The 15,471-nt window shown below is 72.8% G+C and carries 15 protein-coding genes and 1 tRNA gene; 10 read left to right on the top strand and 6 right to left on the bottom strand.

Translation table 11 applies throughout. The features are described from left to right. Window positions 1-39 precede the first annotated feature (39 nt). The 4 genes from IF06_RS0119215 to IF06_RS0119200 all read left to right on the top strand — a co-directional run bounded on the left by IF06_RS0119215 (window position 40) and on the right by IF06_RS0119200 (window position 3,600). A complete protein-coding gene (locus tag IF06_RS0119215; RefSeq protein ID WP_030272639.1) occupies window positions 40-723 on the top strand; it encodes a response regulator transcription factor in 684 nt (227 codons plus the stop codon). Next, window positions 716-2,164 carry a sensor histidine kinase gene (locus tag IF06_RS0119210; protein ID WP_052166192.1) on the top strand — a complete coding sequence of 483 codons (1,449 nt, stop codon included), beginning with the start codon at window positions 716-718 and terminating at the stop codon, window positions 2,162-2,164. Before IF06_RS0119215 ends, IF06_RS0119210 begins: the two co-directional genes overlap by 8 nt. Window positions 2,165-2,222: 58 nt before the next feature. Then, window positions 2,223-2,810: a hypothetical protein gene (locus IF06_RS0119205; protein ID WP_013477462.1), complete on the top strand. Its 588-nt coding sequence runs from the start codon at window positions 2,223-2,225 to the stop codon at window positions 2,808-2,810. A gap of 79 nt (window positions 2,811-2,889) precedes the next feature. Continuing rightward, window positions 2,890-3,600 carry a glycosyltransferase family 2 protein gene (locus IF06_RS0119200; RefSeq protein ID WP_013477461.1) on the top strand — a complete coding sequence of 237 codons (711 nt, stop codon included), beginning with the start codon at window positions 2,890-2,892 and terminating at the stop codon, window positions 3,598-3,600. A 70-nt stretch (window positions 3,601-3,670) separates the two neighbouring features. Here the strand turns inward: IF06_RS0119200 and IF06_RS0119195 are convergent, their stop codons facing one another. Together IF06_RS0119195 and IF06_RS0119190 are read right to left on the bottom strand one after the other, a co-directional pair. Beyond that, entirely contained in the window at window positions 3,671-4,546 is an 876-nt protein-coding gene (locus tag IF06_RS0119195) for a transketolase family protein (protein WP_030272636.1), read from the bottom strand. Window positions 4,547-4,560: 14 nt separating this feature from the next. Next, window positions 4,561-5,244 (bottom strand): hypothetical protein, encoded by a 684-nt coding sequence (locus IF06_RS0119190; RefSeq protein ID WP_030272634.1) that lies wholly within the window; start codon window positions 5,242-5,244, stop codon window positions 4,561-4,563. 46 nt (window positions 5,245-5,290) lie between these two features. On the opposite strand from IF06_RS0119190, the gene soxR reads away from it, so the two are divergent. After that, window positions 5,291-5,743, top strand: coding sequence for a redox-sensitive transcriptional activator SoxR (gene soxR, locus IF06_RS0119185; protein ID WP_013289249.1), 453 nt, complete (start codon window positions 5,291-5,293; stop codon window positions 5,741-5,743). Between the two features lie 3 nt (window positions 5,744-5,746). Here the strand turns inward: soxR and IF06_RS0119180 are convergent, their stop codons facing one another. Then, window positions 5,747-6,721, bottom strand: a complete 975-nt coding sequence (locus IF06_RS0119180) for an NAD(P)H-quinone oxidoreductase (protein WP_030272633.1) — start codon at window positions 6,719-6,721, stop codon at window positions 5,747-5,749. Window positions 6,722-7,224: 503 nt separating this feature from the next. Between IF06_RS0119180 and IF06_RS0119175 the strand changes: the two genes are divergently transcribed. The 3 genes from IF06_RS0119175 to IF06_RS0119165 all read left to right on the top strand — a co-directional run bounded on the left by IF06_RS0119175 (window position 7,225) and on the right by IF06_RS0119165 (window position 8,825). Further along, window positions 7,225-7,314 (top strand) — tRNA-Ser (locus IF06_RS0119175). Between the two features lie 247 nt (window positions 7,315-7,561). Continuing rightward, on the top strand, window positions 7,562-8,251 hold the full coding sequence (locus IF06_RS0119170; protein WP_030272632.1) for a DNA alkylation repair protein: 690 nt from the start codon (window positions 7,562-7,564) through the stop codon (window positions 8,249-8,251). Window positions 8,252-8,291: 40 nt separating this feature from the next. Beyond that, window positions 8,292-8,825 (top strand): YbhB/YbcL family Raf kinase inhibitor-like protein, encoded by a 534-nt coding sequence (locus IF06_RS0119165; RefSeq protein WP_013477456.1) that lies wholly within the window; start codon window positions 8,292-8,294, stop codon window positions 8,823-8,825. Window positions 8,826-8,878: 53 nt separating this feature from the next. Here the strand turns inward: IF06_RS0119165 and IF06_RS0119160 are convergent, their stop codons facing one another. Then, on the bottom strand, window positions 8,879-9,583 hold the full coding sequence (locus IF06_RS0119160) for a class I SAM-dependent methyltransferase (RefSeq protein WP_030272629.1): 705 nt from the start codon (window positions 9,581-9,583) through the stop codon (window positions 8,879-8,881). Between the two features lie 208 nt (window positions 9,584-9,791). On the opposite strand from IF06_RS0119160, the gene IF06_RS0119155 reads away from it, so the two are divergent. Beyond that, window positions 9,792-11,570 (top strand): hypothetical protein, encoded by a 1,779-nt coding sequence (locus tag IF06_RS0119155; protein WP_030272628.1) that lies wholly within the window; start codon window positions 9,792-9,794, stop codon window positions 11,568-11,570. Between the two features lie 4 nt (window positions 11,571-11,574). Here IF06_RS0119155 and IF06_RS0119150 read toward each other — a convergent pair whose 3' ends face one another. Next, complete coding sequence (locus IF06_RS0119150) at window positions 11,575-12,357, bottom strand: hypothetical protein (protein ID WP_030272627.1); 783 nt, start codon at window positions 12,355-12,357, stop codon at window positions 11,575-11,577. Between the two features lie 321 nt (window positions 12,358-12,678). Between IF06_RS0119150 and IF06_RS0119145 the strand changes: the two genes are divergently transcribed. Further along, a complete protein-coding gene (locus IF06_RS0119145; RefSeq protein WP_030272626.1) occupies window positions 12,679-14,211 on the top strand; it encodes a peptide deformylase in 1,533 nt (510 codons plus the stop codon). A 68-nt stretch (window positions 14,212-14,279) separates the two neighbouring features. Here IF06_RS0119145 and IF06_RS0119140 read toward each other — a convergent pair whose 3' ends face one another. After that, window positions 14,280-15,401 (bottom strand): globin domain-containing protein, encoded by a 1,122-nt coding sequence (locus IF06_RS0119140; RefSeq protein WP_013289241.1) that lies wholly within the window; start codon window positions 15,399-15,401, stop codon window positions 14,280-14,282. Window positions 15,402-15,471 lie beyond the last annotated feature (70 nt).

Genomic DNA, 15,471 nt, shown 5'->3' with positions numbered 1-15,471 from the left:
TGACCGGCCGGGCGGTCGCGGGTCGGTCATCATGAGCCGGTGACCACCGCCGCCCCGCCCGGGCTCGTCCTCGTGGTGGAGGACGAGCCGGCCATCGCCGACCTGGTCCGGCTCTACCTGACCCGGGACGGGTTCGGCGTACACCTGGAACGTGACGGCGAGGCCGGGCTGGCCGCCGCGCGGCGCCTGCGCCCGGTGGCCTGCGTGCTCGACATCGCGTTGCCCGGCCTGGCCGGCACCGAGATCTGCCGCCGCCTGCGCGCGGCGGGTGACTGGACGCCTGTCATCTTCCTCACCGCCCGCGACGACGAGGTGGACCGCGTCGTCGGGCTGGAACTGGGCGCCGACGACTACGTCACCAAGCCGTTCAGCCCGCGCGAACTGCTCGCCCGGCTGCGGGCGGTGCTGCGCCGCACCGCCGGCGTGCCCGCCGAGCAGCCCCGCACGCTCGGCGCCGTCACACTCGACCCGGCCCGGCGGACCGTGACGGCCGGCGGTGCGCCGGTGCAGCTCACCTCCACCGAGTTCGACCTGCTGGCCCACCTGATGGCGCGGCCCGGCCGGGTGTTCACACGGGAGGAGCTGCTGGCGGGCGTGTGGGGGTACGCGGCGCACGCCGGCACCCGGACCGTCGACGTGCACGTGGCGCAGGTGCGGGCCAAGCTCGGCCCGGACAGCGTGATCCGCACCCATCGGGGCGTCGGGTACGCCGCCGATGCCTGAGCAGCCCACAGTGCCGATGCCGCCCACCGTGGCGATGCCGCCCACCGGTCCGCCCCGCAGCGGCCGCCGCCCCGGGCGGACGCTCACCGCGCGCGCCGTGCTCGCCACCTGCGCGGTGGCGCTGGTGTCGGTGCTCGTCACCGCGCTCGTCGCGGTGCCCCTCGCGGTACGCGGCGCGGAACGCCGGGACCAGGAGGCGCTCGCCGCCCAGGCCCGGCTCGCCGCCGACGTGCTCCGGGTGCGGCCGGTACGCCAGCGCGACGGCGCCGGGGACCGGCTCATCCGGCAACTGCGCCAGCAGCAGATCGACGTGTACGTGATCCGGGACGGCCGGGCCGACCGGCCGGGCCTGCCCCGGCCGCTGGTGACGCGGGTGGCCGGCGGCGAGAACGTCTCCGGCCGCCGGCTCGTCGAGGGGCAACGCCGGCTGGTCGAGGCGCGGTCGCTGCCCGGCGGGGACGGGGTGGTGCTGACCCGGGCCCGGAGCGCCGCGCCCTGGCGGCAGGTGTTGCGCGGACTCTGGCTGCCGCTGCTCGCCGGACTCGCCGCCGGGGCGGCCGCCGGACTGCTGCTCGCCCGCCGGCTGGCCCGGCCGATCCGTACCGCCGCCACCGCCGCCGCCCGGCTGCGCGCCGGGGACCGGGCGGTCCGGGTGCCGGTCGAGCCGCCCGATGAGGTGGCCGACCTGGCGCACGCGCTCAACGGCCTGGCCGCCGCGCTCGCCACGAGCGAGGGGCGGCAGCGCGAGTTCCTGCTCTCCGTCTCGCACGAGTTGCGGACCCCGCTGACCGCCATCCGCGGCTATGCCGAGGCGCTGGCCGACGGCGTGATCGAGGCCGACGCCGTGCCGGCGACCGGCCGGACCGTGCTCGCCGAGGCCGAACACCTGGACCGGCTGGTCCGCGACCTGCTGGCGCTGGCCCGGTTGGAGGCGGTCGACTTCCCCCTGGAACCGGTGCCGGTCGACCTGGCCGGGCTCGCCGCCGACGCGGAGCGCGCATGGTCCGGCCGGTGCGCGGCGCTCGGGGTGCCGTTCCGGCTGGAGACGCCGGGTGTGCCGGTGCCGGCGTACACCGATCCGGGCCGGATCCGGCAGGTGGTGGACGGGCTGCTGGAGAACGCGCTGCGGGTCGTGCCTCCGGGGGCGCCGGTCGTGCTCGCGGTCCGCACGGACGGTCCGGCGGGCGGCGGGGTGCTGGAGGTCCGCGACGGCGGACCCGGCTTCACCGACGACGACCTGCGGGTGGCGTTCGAGCGGGGCGCGCTGCACGAGCGGTACCGGGGGGTGCGCAAGGTGGGCAGCGGGCTGGGCCTGGCGCTCGCCGCCGGGCTGGTCCGCCGGCTCGGCGGGGACATCGCCGCGGGGCACGCCCCGGAGGGCGGAGCCGCCTTCACCGTCCGGGTGCCGGCGGATCCTTACGCGGCTCGAACATCGGCTTGACCGTCCCCTCGCGTCGGTGCGGAACGCTCGGGTCGTCACCGCGAGGAGAGGACCACAGATGAGACGTCAGCGAATCGTCACCGGCGCCACCGCACTGCTCGCCGCCGCGGCGCTCGGGCTCGCCGGGTGCGGCGTGAGCAGCCCCGGCGCGGCGCCGGACGACGCGGTCGAGGTGAGCGCCGCCCTGGGCGTGGACGGCCAGGCGCTCGCCGCGCTCGGCGTCGACGCCGACGAACTGGACGTGGATCCGGTCGCCGCCCCGGCACCCTCCGGCACGCCGCAGGCCGGGCCGGACGGCAAGGGCGAGCGGGCGAAGGACGGGCACAAGCGGCACCGCGCCCGGGTGCTGCTGCGGCGCAACACGCTGCACGGCGAGGCGGTGGTGCGGACCAGGGACGGCGGTACGAAGACCGTCGCGGTCCAGCGCGGCGAGGTGACCGCGATCGACGGCAGGTCGATGACCGTGAAGTCCACCGACGGCTTCACCGCGACGTGGACGTTCGGCGAGAAACTGCGGGTGGTCGAGCGGCGGACCACGATCCGATCGACCGACATCAAGATCGGTACGACGGTCGGGGTGGCCGGCGCGAAGGACGGCGACAAGAGCGTGGCCCGGCTCGTGGTGGTGCCACTTCGCCAGGAATAGGGTGCCTGGGCTGTCGTGACCTGAGCAATGTGCCAGGCTACGCTATGCCCCGACCTGCCATCGCCTCCGTGGAGATTCCGTGAAGCTCTCGATCCTCATGCCGGTCTACAACGAGGAAGAACGTATCGCGGATGCCCTGAAGCAGGCATTGGCAGTTGACTACCCCTGCGAGATCGAGCTCGTCGTCGTGGACGACGGCAGCCGGGACGGCACCGGTGAGATCCTCGGCCGCGTGGACGACGCCCGACTGCGGGTGATCACCCACCAGCGCAACGCCGGTAAGGGCGCGGCCATCAAGACGGCTGTCGACAGCGCCGAGGGCGAGTACATGGTCATCCTCGACGCCGACCTGGAGTACGACCCGCAGGACATCCCGCGCCTGCTGGAGCCGGTGCTCGACGGCCGGGCGACTGTCGTCTACGGCAATCGGACCTTCGGGAGCCACAGCTCGTACAGCTTCTGGTACGTGATGGGCAACAAGGGCGTCACGCTCGCCGCGAACGTGCTCTACAACTCCTACATCGGCGACCTGGAGACCTGCTTCAAGCTGATGCCGCTGGAGCTGTACCGCTCGCTCCAGGTCCGCTCCCGGGGCTTCGGCATGGAGGCGGAGGTCACCGGCAAGCTGCTGCGCCGCCGCATCCGCCCGTACGAGGTGCCGATCAGCTACCGCGCCCGGGGTCGCGAGGAGGGCAAGAAGATCACCTGGAAGGACGGCGTCGAGGCGATCTGGATCCTGGCCCGCGAGCGCGCCCGCCGCCGCCCGGCCGGTCCCGCCGCCGCGCACTGAGCCTGAATCGACGGAACCCCGCGACCCCGGCACGAACCGAGGTCGCGGGGTTCCGCCGTGTCCAGCCCGCTCAGGTGAGGAACGCGTCGACCGAGCGGCGCAGCCCGGCGGCGTCCAGGCCGTGCCAGCGTTCGTGGTCCTCGGCGCTGCCGTAGCGGCGCAGGTCCTTGCGGCCCACCCCGAGCGCGAGCAGCCGGTGCGGCCGGTCGGCCAGCGCCTCCGACACCACCCGCGCCGACGTGCCCGCCAGGTACGGCTCGACCAGGATCACCTCGGTCCCGGCGAGCGCCCGCAGCCCGGCCGTGTCGAACGGTCGCGGCCGGTGGGTGTAGGCCACAGTGACCGGCCGGTCGGCCGTCGCCGCCACCGCCGCGTCCAGCACCGGACCGACCGCGACGAGCAGCGGAGCGCCCGGCCCGGCGTCGCGCACCACGTGCAGGTCACCCGCCTGCGGGTACGCCTGCACGTTGGTCCGGACGGACAACCGCAGGTACGCCGAGTCCTGCCCGCACACCACGTCGCGCAGCAGCGGCCGGACCTCGTCCGGGTGCCCCGGCACGTGCACTGTCCAGCCGTCCAGCGTGTCCAGCAGTGCCACGTCCGCCGGCCCGAGGTGGGTGCGTCCCGCCGCCGCCCGGTCGTACGAGCCGCCGATGCCGACGAGCACCGCGCCGACGTCCTGGTGGTCGAGGTCCAGCTTGATCTGCTCGTACGCCCGCTCGACCAGGAACGGGGCGTAGCTGTGCACGACCGGCCGCTGCCCGGTCAGCGCCAGCCCACCGGCCACCCCGATCATCAACTGTTCCCGGATGCCCACGTTGATCACCCGGTCCGGGTACCGGGCGGCGGCCGGCTCGAACGCGGCGGCGGAGATGTCGGCGAGCACGACTGTCGTCCGCGGATCGGCGAGCACCTCCTCGGTGCTGGTGACGAACGCGTCCCGCATGGTGCTGGTCATGCTCACTCCCCGTCCGTGACGACCGCGACGACGACGTGCGGCCGGTGATCGTCGTGCCCGGTGAGGGCGGCGTGCAGGGCGTCGTGGTCGCGCCCGTCGACTGCGGCGGCGCTCCACCCGTTCACCGTGAACCGGCTCGCCGCGCCGCCCGGCCAGCCGTATGTGGCCGAGCGGTTGTCCAGCACGATCGCTGTCAGGTTGCCCAGCCCGGTCGCGCCCGCGTACGCGATCGCCTCGTGGTTGGAGCCCTCGTCCAGTTCGGCGTCGCCGAGCAGCACGTACACACGGGGACCGGTGCGGCCCTGGGCCCGCAGCCCGAGCGCGGTGCCCACGCCCAGCCCGAGCCCGTGGCCCAGCGAACCGGAACCGATCTCCACCCCCGGCACCAGCGTCCGGTCCGGGTGGTCGCCGAGCCGGCTCGCCGGGCCGCCCTGGTCGTCCAGCCACTCGGCCGGCAGGAAACCGCGGGCGGCGAGCAGCGCGTAGTACCCGGCGACCGCGTGGCCCTTGGAGAGCAGGAAGCGGTCCCGGTCCGGGTCGGCAACGGTGGCCGGGGTGATCCGGAGCACCCGGTCGTAGAGCACCTGGAGCACGTCGAGCGTCGAGTACACGTTGGCGCCGAACTCGCGGCCGGCGCGCACCCGGTCCAGGAGCGCGCCCAGGTCGGTGGCGGTGGTCGTCGTCATACCGATAGCCTCGGACTTGAAGCGAACTTCAACTCAAGGCCGTGTGATGCACGAAGCAACACTGACCATCGGGCAGCTCGCCGACCGCAGTGGTGTCGCCCCTTCGGCGCTGCGCTACTACGAGCGGCTCGGCCTGATCCACGCCGCCCGCACCGGCGGGAACCAGCGCCGCTACGCCCGTACCGAGCTGCGCCGGGTCGCGTTCATCCGGATCTCCCAGCAGGTGGGTGTGTCGCTGGAGGAGATCCGGGCGGCGCTCGACTCGCTGCCGTCGGGGCGTACCCCCACGCCCGACGACTGGGCCGCGCTGTCCCGCGCCTGGCGGGACCGGCTGGACGAGCGGATCCGGCTGCTCGGCAAGCTCCGCGACGACCTGGACGGCTGCATCGGCTGCGGCTGCCTGTCCTTGCAGCGCTGCACGCTCTACAACCCGGAGGACTCGCTCGCCGCCGAAGGCCCCGGCCCGCGCCTCATGCTCCCCCGTCCCGGCCAGGGCTGACCCCTACCGGACCAGCAGCACCTTGCCCAGGTGGTCGTTGGTCTCCACCAGGCGGTGCGCGGCGGCGGCGTCGGCCATGTCCACCCGGGCGTGCACGACGGGCCGGATCCGGCCCGCCTCCACCAGGGGCCACACCTGCTCGCGTACGCCCCGGACGATCGCCGCCTTCCCCTCCACCGGGCGGGACCGCAGCGCGGTCGCGTGCACCGCCGCCCGCTTCGCCAGCAGCATCCCCAGGTCGAGTTCGCCCTTGCGCCCGCCCTGCATGCCGATCACCACGAGCCGCCCGCCGGTCGCCAGCGCCGCCACGTTCCGGGGCAGGTAGGACGCGCCCATGATGTCCAGGATCACGTCGGCGCCCCGGCCGTCGGTGACCCGGCGTACCTCGTCGACGAAGTCCTGCTCGCGGTAGTCGATCGTGTGCGCGGCGCCCAGCTCACGCAGCCGGTCGTGCTTGGCCGGGCGCGCGGTCACCACCACAGTCGCGCCGAGCGCCACGCCGAGCTGGATCGCGAACGTGCCGATCCCGCTGCCGCCGCCGTGCACCAGCAGCGTGTCCCCCTCGGTCAGCCGGGCCAGGTCCACCACGTTCGACCAGACCGTGCACGCCACCTCCGGCAGCGCAGCCGCGTCGACCAGGTCCACTCCGGCCGGCACCGGCAGCAACTGCCCGGCCGGCACCGCGACCTGCTCGGCGTAGCCGCCGCCGGCGAGCAGCGCGCAGACCTCCTGGCCCACCGACCAGCCGGTCACGCCGGGACCGAGCGCACGCACCGTCCCCGAACACTCCAGACCGGGGTACGCGGACGCGCCCGGCGGCGGCGGGTAGTGCCCCTGCCGCTGCAACAGGTCGGCCCGGTTCACAGCGCTCGCCCGCACCTCCACGATCACCTCGCCGGGACCGGGCTCCGGATCCGGCACGTGGGTCCAGACGAGCGCCTCGGGTCCGCCGGGTTCGCTGATCGTGATCGCGCGCATGACTCAGTCTTACCCGATCTGCCCGTCGGTCCACGCGCGGGCGAGGATCTCCGTCACCGTCTCCTCCGGGGTCTGGCCGGAGGTGTCCAGCCAGAGCCTGATCCGGGGGTGTCGGCGCGGAACCCGGCGTCGGGTCCGCCACCGGCCAGTCGCCGTACCCCTTCTTCGACCGGTCCCGCTCGCGGGCGGCGACCACCTCGGGGCGCGGCGCGAGCACCACCACGGCCAGCGGCCGGTGCCGGATCCGGCCGATCATGGCCGGCAGGTCCGTTGACGATCATGCGGCGGAACACGTCGCCGCGCAGGTGCACCGCACGGGGCAGCCGCCGCGCCAGCCCTTCGGCCACTGTGGACCTGCCGGCTGCCATGATTCCGCTGATCAGCACCACTGCCGGGCTCTCCCACACGCACACATTCGCGCAAGGGAGGTGGGACGGCGGCTTGCCCGGTACGGGGTTCGTGGCAGACTGGTCCCCGGTCGCGCACCCCTCGGGGGCGTGCCGGGAGGGTTCGCCTAGTGGCCGATGGCGCTGGTCTTGAAAACCGGTAAGGCAGCGATGTCTTCGTGGGTTCGAATCCCACACCCTCCGCCAGTAGCTGATCTCCCTTCACGCAGCTCAGCCCATCCTCCAAGGCGGGCGTTTTCCGCTGGCGGGGCATCGTGGGGGGAGAAGCCGTAACAGGAGATGCTCCTTCTCCTGGGGCGCCGAGCACCAGACCGTCGATCTGCAACCGCGAACGGCACGGCAGGGCGGCCGAGGAGGAACGGCGGGGCGGCGGCACAGCGGGAGCGTCGGGCCGGTCGTAGGCTGCGGGGTGCGGCGACGGCGGGAGGCCCTGGTGGCGGAGACGACGACTGTGGCTGAGGTGACGGCCGAGCTGGCCGCGCTCGACGATCCGAAGATCCGTGCGGTGAACGAGCGCCACGGTGACGATCACGGGGTCAACCTGGGCAAGCTGCGGGCGGTCGCAAAGCGGCTGAAGACGCAGCAGGAGTTGGCCCGCGAGCTGTGGGCGACCGGCGACAGCGCGGCCCGGCTGCTCGCGATGCTGATCTGCCGGCCGAAGGCATACGGGCGGGACGAGCTGGACGCCATGCTGCGCGAGGCGCGTACGCCGAAGGTGCACGACTGGCTCGTGAACTACGTGGTGAAGAAGAGCCCGCACGCCGAGCCACTGCGCCTGGCCTGGCCGGCCGACAGGGATCCGGTGGTGGCGAGCGCCGGCTGGGCGCTGACCACCGAGCGGGTGGCGCGGAATCCGGACGGGCTGGACCTGGCCGGTCTGCTCGACGTGATCGAGGCGGAGATGGCGGGCGCGCCGGAGCGCCTCCAGTGGGCGATGAACCACTGCCTGGCGCAGATCGGGATCGAGCACCCTGCGTACCGGGACCGCGCGCTCGGGATCGGCGAGCGGCTCGGGGTGTTCAAGGACTATCCGACGCCGCCTGGATGCACGTCGCCGTACGCGCCGGTCTGGATCAACGAGATGGTGCGCCGACAGCACGGTGGCGCGGACAACGGGGTATGAAGGGGCGCAGGACATTCGCGTACCCGGAAGGACCGTTTCGATGACCCTGGAACGACCGATCGCCCCGGACCCGTACGAGCTGCTGCCGACGGTGCCGTCGTTCGACCTGACCAGCGACGACGTGCACAACGGCGAGCCGATGGACGCGCGGTACGCGCACGGCAGCACCGGCGGCGAGAACGTCTCACCGCAGCTGTCCTGGTCGGGCTTCCCGGCCGAGACCAAGAGCTTCGTGGTCACGTGCTTCGACCCGGACGCCCCGACCGGCAGCGGCTTCTGGCACTGGGTGCTGGTGAACGTGCCGGTCTCCGTCACCGAGCTGCCCACCGGCGTGCGTGAGGCCGACCTGGGTGGCGCGTTCAGCGTCCGCAACGACTACGGCGACACCGGCTACGGCGGTGCGGCGCCGCCGGCCGGGGACCGCCCGCACCGGTACGTGTTCGCGGTGCACGCGGTGGACGTGGACCGCCTCGACATCCCGGCCGGGGCCAGCCCGGCCTTCGTCGGCTTCAACCTGGCGTTCCACACCCTGGCCCGGGCGGTCATCCGCCCGACGTACCAGATCAAGGAGTGAGGTGTAAGGAAGGGCCCCTTGTTAACAGACGTCTGTTAACAAGGGGCCCTTCCTTACACGCGGGCGACGGCGAAGACGGACTGGCCGAACGGCGGCCGGACGCGCTGCTCGGCGGCCTTGGTGACTGGCAGCACGAGCGTGTCGTAGACCTTCACCATCGGGCCCTCCTTCGGCATCAGCCGGAAGACCTTGGTGGCCATGAAGTAGCCGATCAGGCCGAGCGCGTTGGCGTAGTGGATCCGCTCGACGGTGAGGCCCGCCTCGGTCATCGCCGCGGCGAGCGTCTTCTTCGTGTAGCGGCGGACGTGGCCGGTGGCGATGTCGGCGGGGCTCATGGCGAACTGGAACGCCGGCACGATGATGACCACGGCGCCGCCGGGGCGGACCAGGTCCCGCATGCTGCGCAGCGCGCCCACGTGGTCGTCGATGTGCTCCAGCACGTTGTAGGAGACGGCCGCGCTGTAGTCGCCGCGCTCGTGGTGCGGGAGCAGCATCTGCCGGACCTCGACGCCCGGGTGGTCGGACAGCCGCTCCTTGAGCTGGATCAGCCGGTCCGGGTCGGCCTCGGTGGCGGTGATCCGGGGTGCGTACGCGGCCCAGGCGGAGGCGTAGTCGCCGAGGCCGCTGCCGATCTCGATCGGGTTGTCACCGAGGTAGGGCACCGCCAGCTCGACGAACCACTGCCGGTGGTTGACAGCCGTCGCCAGGCCTTCGAGCACCTCGGACTGGATGCGCTGATCCCCAGTGATTTCTGCCATGCGTCGATTCCTCACGATATGACTGACCCGCGCCTGGACCGTCAGAGTCAACCATCTGGATGGCTGAGGGGGAAATCGGGGGACGGAGGGGGGCCGAATTGTGATCCGGAGGGGTGCCTGTTCGGCGGTCGGCGAACTCGGCACATAGTACGTGATTCCCCGGAACATTGCACGTGCCCGTCATGCCCTGACTACGCTCTGAAATGTCATGACTACTCCGGAAAGCGACGCGAGTGCGGCCAAATCGGGGCGGGGCGGGCGGATCGACGCGCTCGCCGTGCTCAGCTTCGTGCTGCTCGCGTTCTGGGTCACCGCCCGGCTCTGGGTCGATCCGCGCAATGGCGTCCGGGACAATCGGACAGATCAGGCGCAATTCGAATGGATGATGGCGCATGGTGCTCGCGTCGTCACTGACTTCGCCTATCCGTTCACCTCGGACCGGATGAATGTGCCGGATGTCGTCAATCTCATGGCTAATACGTCCGTATTATCCGTTTCATTGCCGCTGACCCCGATAACGCTCTGGGCAGGCCCGCGCTGGTCCTTTCTGATTTTCCTCACTCTCGGGCTCGCCGCCACCGGCGTGTCCTGGTATTTCCTGCTCTCCCGAGTTGTCGTGAGGTCCCGCGGTCCGGCCTGGCTGGGTGCCGCCTTCTGCGCGTTCGCGCCGGCGATGATCTCGCACGCCAACTCGCACCCCAACATCGTCAGCCAGTACGTGGTGCCGCTGATCATCTGGCGGACGCTGCGCCTGGCCGAACCCGGCCGGTGGCTGCGCAACGGCGTCCTGCTCGGCCTGGTGATCGTCTGGCAGGCGTTCCTCAACCTGGAGATCCTGCTGATGACCGCCATCGGGCTCGGCGTGGTGGTGCTCGCGCTGGCGCTCGGCCGTCCCGCGCTGCGCTCGGCGGCCCGCCCGTTCGCCGCCGGGCTCGGGGTCGCCGCGACGGTCGCCGGGGCGCTGCTCGCGTACCCGCTCTGGGTGCAGTTCTTCGGCCCCGGCGCGTACAGCGGGCTCTCCACGCTGATCCGGGGCTACTCCACCGACCTCGCCGCGTACGTGGCCTGGTCGCGGGAGTCGGTGGCGGGCGACGCCCGGGGCAGCGAACCGCTCGTGAAGAACGCCACCGAGGAGAACGCGTTCTTCGGCTGGCCGCTGGTGATTCTGGTGATCGCGCTGGTCTGGTGGCTGCGCCGCAACGCCGTGGTGCTCGGGCTGGCAGCGGTCGGGCTCGTGTTCGTGCTCTTCTCGCTCGGCCGGGAGATCCGCTACGACGGGCGGGACACCGGCATCCCCGGCCCCTGGGCCGCGCTGGAGAACCTGCCGGTCCTGCACTCGGTGGTGCCCACCCGCTGGTCGCTCGCGCTCACCCCGATCATCGGCGTGCTGCTCGCGTTCGGTGCCGACCGGGCCCGGCGGCTCGCCGTACGGCACCCGGACGCGCGCGACCAGATCCGGTTCGCCACCGTCACAGTGCTCGCCATGGCGCTGCTGCCGATCCTGCCCACCCCGCTGCCCGCGAAGCGCCTCGACCCGACTCCGACGTTCGTCACCTCCGGCGCCTGGCGTCCCTACGTCGCCGGCGGGCGGAGCATCGTCACGCTGCCGCTGCCCGACACCACGTACGCGGTCCCGCTGCGCTGGTCCGCCGAGACCCGGCTGGACATGCCGCTGGCCCGCGGCTACTTCCTCTATCCGGACACCCGCCCAGGCGGGGACCGGATCGCCCTCTTCACCGCGCCGCCGCGTCCCACCAGCACGTTCTTCGAGACGGTACGGCGCACCGACGCGGTCCCGCCGATCACGCCGCAGGACCGGGTGGCCGCCGTGGACGACCTGCGCTACTGGCGGGCCGGCGCGGTGATCCTCGACCCCCGGCTGCCGCAGGCCGACGCGCTGCGCCGGGCGATGACGGAGCTGAGCGGGATCACGCCGAGGCGTACCGGCGGGGTGTGGTTGTGGGACGTCCGGCCGCTGGTCGAGTGAGCGGTCAGCCCTGGCGGACGCAGCAGCCCTGGCACACCTTGGGCCGGGGCAGCGTGAACGCCAGGCAGCAGGTGCGCCGCTGCACAGTCGGCTCGCCGGCCGGGCCGGGCACCAGTTCGACCAGGTCGCTCAGGTCGAGCGCGTCGAGCAGCGTGCCGACGGCCGCCGTGGCCGAGCCGGGCAGCGCGTCCGACGCGCGCAGGATGCCGTGGGCGATGCCGGAGGCCACCGAGCCGAGCAGCGTACGGGTGCCGATCCGGACCTCGCCCTGGATGGCGCCGATCAGCGGGGCGAAGTGGGCGTCGAGCAGGGACGCGCGCAGCGCGCCGAGCAGCGCCGCCTCGTCCGTCACAACCAGTACGCCCGGAGCGCCGGCGAGGGCCAGCGGGTCGCTCGGCAGCACCGCCACCGGGGTGGAGGCACGCAGTCCCAAGGTGAGGAGCTGGTGGTGGTCCTCGAAGTGCACGAGCACGTCGGCCGGGTCGAGCAGCGGCACCCGGCGGGCGGACGCCCAGCCGAGCACCGCGGGTAGCGCGGTCCAGTAGCTGTAGGACTTCCAGGCCAGCGCGGCGCACGCGTGCGGGGTGCCGCCCCAGCGGCGGCCGGCGGCGGTCAGGAACTCGGACAGCAGCGTGCCGTCGATCAGCCGGGTGGCCGGGGACCAGCGGTCCAGCTCGTCGTGGACCAGCAGGCCGGGTGCGAGCCCGGGCAGGTCGTCGGTGCCGAACATGGCGCGCAGGGTCGCTGTCACAGGGGCGAGCGGGGTGGCGGCGTCGCGCCCCGGCATCACCGCAGTCACCTGGCCGTCCCCTGTCCTGTCGCCCTGCGGTCGGCGCGTGCCGTCGACCCAAGCTAAGGCTAGCCTAACCACCCTCCCGGCGGGAGGGGAAGTGGTGCCGCGGTATCGCGGGGAGGTCCCCGTCACTCCACGGCCGTCGCGTACTACCCGGCCTCGGAGACGGAAAACGCCGCCGGAGAACCGGCGGCAGACGGCGTAAGGATCGACGTACGCCGCTGAAAAGTCAAGGTGAGTGTCGAATACGAGGCAGTTTCCGTACACGTTCGGCCACTCAACGTGAAAATGGTCTTCCCGCGTACGAGGAAGCTGATGACGACCTCACCGATCGAGCGTGCCGCGGACTCGTTCGCGGCCGAACTCGCCCGGCACCGGACCGGCCGAGGGCTGTCCAAGAAGCAACTGGCCACGATGATGGGCTTCGACCCGTCCTACGTCAGCCACGTCGAAGGGCGCCGGCACCGGCCCACCGAGGACTTCGCCCGCCGGGCCGAGGCCGTCCTGGAGGCCAGCGGCGCGATCTGGCAGCGCTTCCGGGAGTACGACGAGCTGCGGCACGGCCGGACCGGTGCCGCGCACCGTGACCCACCCGTGCCCGGCCAGTGGCTGCCCCCCGGGACCGGCCTCGTGGTGGAACGGGAGATGGCCACGCTCACCCACACCGGGGACGGCTACCACTGCGCGATCCGGCGGGAGCTGTACAACGCGGGCACCGAACCGGTCACCCGCTACCTGGTCCGGGTCGCCGTCGACCGCTACCCCAACGACCCGGGCCGCTCCAACCGGCACCACCGGGAACACCCGCTGACCTTCGCCGAGCTGCAGCTCACCGCGTACCGGGACGACGGCAACGGACGCGAGCCGATGCACTGGCGGGCCAAACACGACCGGGACGCGTTCAAGGAGATCTGGCTGCTGTTCGAGAACGACGAGGGACGCTTCCCGCTCTACCCCGGCGACCGGGTCACCATCGAGTACGCGTACCGCGTCGGCCGGGACAAGTGGGGCCCCTGGTTCCAACGGGCCGTACGCCTGCCCACCCGGCACCTGGCGGTGCGGCTCGACCTGCCCGCGGACCTCGACCCCAAGGTGTGGGGTGCGGAGACCTCGCTGTCGGCGGAGGAGGGGCCGCTGCGTACCCCGATCCAGCGTTCGGCGGACGGCGGCCGGGTGGTCTTCGACTGGGGGACCGACGACCCGCCGCTGAACGCCCGCTACCGGATGCAGTGGCGGTTCCGCAGCCCCGAGCCGGACGCCGAACCGGACAGCGCGCCCACCGGCGGCGCCCGGGTACGGGCCAGCGACCGGATGCGCGCAGTGGGCATCGTGCAGCGCGGCGACGACCTGCTGCGGCAGCGGGCCCGCCAGTTCGACCTGCCGGCCGACGAGCAGCACGCCCGGCAGGTGATCGACCGGCTCGCCGCGATGCTGGTCCGCCTGGACGAGCTGCACCCGTTCAGCAAGGGCGTCGGCCTCGCCGCGCCCCAGCTCGGCATCGGCTGGTCCGCGGCGCTCGTGCGCCCGGCCGACCGGGCGGCCGACCCGGTGGTGCTGCTCAACCCCCGGGTGGTGGACGCCGCCACCGAGACCGACGAGCAGTACGAGGGCTGCCTGTCCTTCTTCGACCACCGCGGCCTGGTGCCCCGGCCGCTGCGCATCGACGTGGAACACGCCCTGTGGGACGGCAGCCGGGTGATCACGTCCTACGAGTACGCGATGGCGCGGCTGGTCGCACACGAGATCGACCACCTGGAGGGGCGGCTCTACGTCGACCGGATGGCACCCGGCGTGCCGCTCGTGCCCGTGGAGGAGTACCGCGAGACCGGCACCCCCTGGCGTTACTGAGAAACGGGGGGCCGGGTCGCGTGCCCCAGGGGGCGGGGGCACGCGACCCGGCTCGGGGGGAGCAAGGTTCAGAGGTTGCCGAACGTGTCGTACCGGATGTGGTCGGGCGGGACGTCGTCGGCGGCGAGCGCCCGCAGGGTGGCCCGGACCATGGCGGCCGAGCCGGAGACGTAGCAGTCGTGCGTGGTCCACGGGCCGTACCGGGTGACCACCTCGGAGACGTCACCGAGTTCGCCGCCGAAGTCCGGGTCCTCGCTGCACGCCGGCGTCACCGACAACCACGGGTGGGACGCGACGAGGTCCTCCAGGCCGGGCAGCCCGTACAGCTCGTCCGGGCGGCGCGCGCCGTAGAAGACGTGCACCCAGCGGGTCCGGTTGACCCGGGTCAGCTCCTCCACCAGCGCCTTGATCGGCGCCAGGCCGACCCCGCCGGCCACGCAGAGGACGTCCCGGGTGGACTCCGGGTCCAGCGTCATCGAACCCATCGGCGCGGCCACCCGCAGCAGGTCACCCGGCTTGGTACGGCGCACCAGCGCGCCGGACACCCAGCCGGCCGCACCCGGTGGCGTCCGGACGTGGAACTCCAGCACGTTCTCCTCGTTCGGCGCGTTCGCCACCGAGTACGTCCGCCACACCCGCGGGTGGTAGCGCGGCACCTCCACGCTCACGTACTGGCCGGCCCGCCACGGCAGCGGATCCTGGAGCGCGCGGACGGTCAGCACCGCCGTGTCCGGGCCGTGCCGCTCGTGGGTCAGCACCTCGGCGTGCCAGTACGGCGGGTTCTCGTCCGCCTCCGCGCCGGCCAGCATCCGCTCGCTGATGCCCGCGTACGCCTCCCGCCACGCCTGGTCGTACTCCAGATTCCAGCCGTCCCCGGCGGTGCTGCGCAGCGCGTCGAGCAGCGCGACGCCCATCGTCGCGTAGTGCTCGGCCGACACGTGGTACTTGCGGTGGTCGCGGCCCAGCGCGCGCAGGTACTCGTCGAAGCTCTCCGGGTCGCCCACCGTCTGGGTGGCCGTGACGATGGCCTCCAGGATGCGGTCCCCCTGGCCGTTCATCTGCACCGGGAAGAGCTTGCGCAGCTCCGGGTCGAGGAGGAACAGCCGGGCGTAGAAGTGACCGCTGAGCCGCTCCCGGTGCTCCTCGACCAGGGTCCAGCTCTCCTTCAGCAGCCGCGCGAAGTTCTCCACAGGGGCACGCTCCTTCTCCGTACGGGCGGATCGGCCCGCATAGAATGTCCACGGAGCGTGTACGCCGGTC

This window comes from Micromonospora globosa, assembly GCF_000717585.1.
Lineage (GTDB): Bacteria > Actinomycetota > Actinomycetes > Mycobacteriales > Micromonosporaceae > Micromonospora > Micromonospora aurantiaca.
The sequence above is the reverse complement of the archived record's forward strand: the minus strand, read 5'-3'. Positions and strand labels throughout refer to the sequence as shown.